General features: G+C 28.5%; 2 protein-coding genes. One reads left to right on the top strand and one right to left on the bottom strand.

The window, feature by feature from the left end; genetic code table 11:
• Nucleotides 1-37 precede the first annotated feature (37 nt).
• A complete protein-coding gene (locus E6248_RS16155; protein ID WP_316341786.1) occupies nucleotides 38-742 on the top strand; it encodes a hypothetical protein in 705 nt (234 codons plus the stop codon).
• Nucleotides 743-813: 71 nt separating this feature from the next.
• On the opposite strand, the gene E6248_RS16150 is transcribed toward E6248_RS16155, so the two are convergent.
• Entirely contained in the window at nucleotides 814-1,140 is a 327-nt protein-coding gene (locus E6248_RS16150; protein WP_316341785.1) for a hypothetical protein, read from the bottom strand.
• Nucleotides 1,141-1,300: the final 160 nt, after the last annotated feature.

Below are 1,300 nucleotides of genomic sequence, written 5' to 3'. Positions count from 1 at the left end.
GGTATAAATATGGAAAAAATAGAAATGGAGAAGAATAGTGAGGAGATTTAAGATATTTAATAAGATAAAAGAATATTTAGACAAAAATATAATTTTTAAAGTAAGTATATGTGTAATCTTAGTAGTTATGTTAGTTGCCGTATTAATTTCAGGAAGTATTTATTCAAATCATTTAAATAAAAAGAACCTTTCACTTGTAGTGACAAGGAGTAATGATGAGGATTTAACTAATAAAAAAGAAGAAGAAAAAAGAAAAGAAGAAAAAAAGAAAATAGAAGATGAAAAAAAGGTTAAACTGCAAGATCTTAGGGATAAAATTAAGGAATTAGATGAAAATGTTGATTTAACTATTACAGAAGAAGATATTGATAAGGAAATTTTATATTACGAAAAAATATATAATGAGCTATTAAAATTAGAAGAAGAAAAAGAAGAAGATAGTAGCGAAAGTAATGAATATGAAGATATATATGATTCTGGTTATAATAATGACAATAGCAATGGTTGGGGACAAGGGGATGTAGTTACACCACCAACAACTCCAACACCAGATCCAACGCCAGATCCGACACCGAATCCGACACCGGATCCGAAGCCAGATCCAACGCCAAATCCGACACCGAATCCGACACCGGATCCGAAGCCAGATCCAACGCCAGATCCGACACCGAATCCAACACCGGATCCAACACCAGACTCTACTCCAGATAATATTGTAAATCCTACAACACTAGCAGAATAACAATAAATTTCATATATAAATAATTAAGCTATATAGTATTAAGTATAAATATTTGATACTATATAGTTTTTTTATTTATTAATATTCATCCAAACATATTTTTGATTTGTCTCTGGATCAGTTTCAATAAATCCATCTTTACTTATTTCATAGTTATTTTTTTCAATTTTCCATTGGAAGCTTTGAGTTGAAGTCTCAAAGGTAGTTTTTAAATTATTAACAGTTAATTCTCCTCCATCTGTAAAATTTTTTATCTCTCCTTCTTGTGTTATTATTTGATTTAATGTATATACCCCATCTAAGTCTTTAGCTGAATCTTTAATATTTGGTGCACCGATGGTAAACGCTAAAATAGCTATACATATTGTTAGAACTATGGCTTTTTTGAGACTTATCATGTAATTTCCCCCTTTTATTAATTATGTGATATTTCATAAATTAATCTTTTATTTGATTATACACATATAATAAATAAAAATAAACATTATTTACCAGTGAGTAAAATATTACTTTATTATTTTAAGAATTTTATCCTTGATGGCAGAAGAAGTATGGAAT

Source organism: Clostridium sp. (assembly GCF_032552055.1).
GTDB lineage: Bacteria > Bacillota > Clostridia > Clostridiales > Clostridiaceae > Clostridium.
Note: the sequence above shows the minus strand (reverse complement) of the source record. Positions and strands in the feature narration are given on the sequence as shown.

Bases quoted from the DNA above. Each gene is read 5' to 3' on its own strand.
- E6248_RS16150 (WP_316341785.1), bottom strand. From the start codon at position 1,140: ATGATAAGTCTCAAAAAAGCCATAGTTCTAACAATATGTATAGCTATT.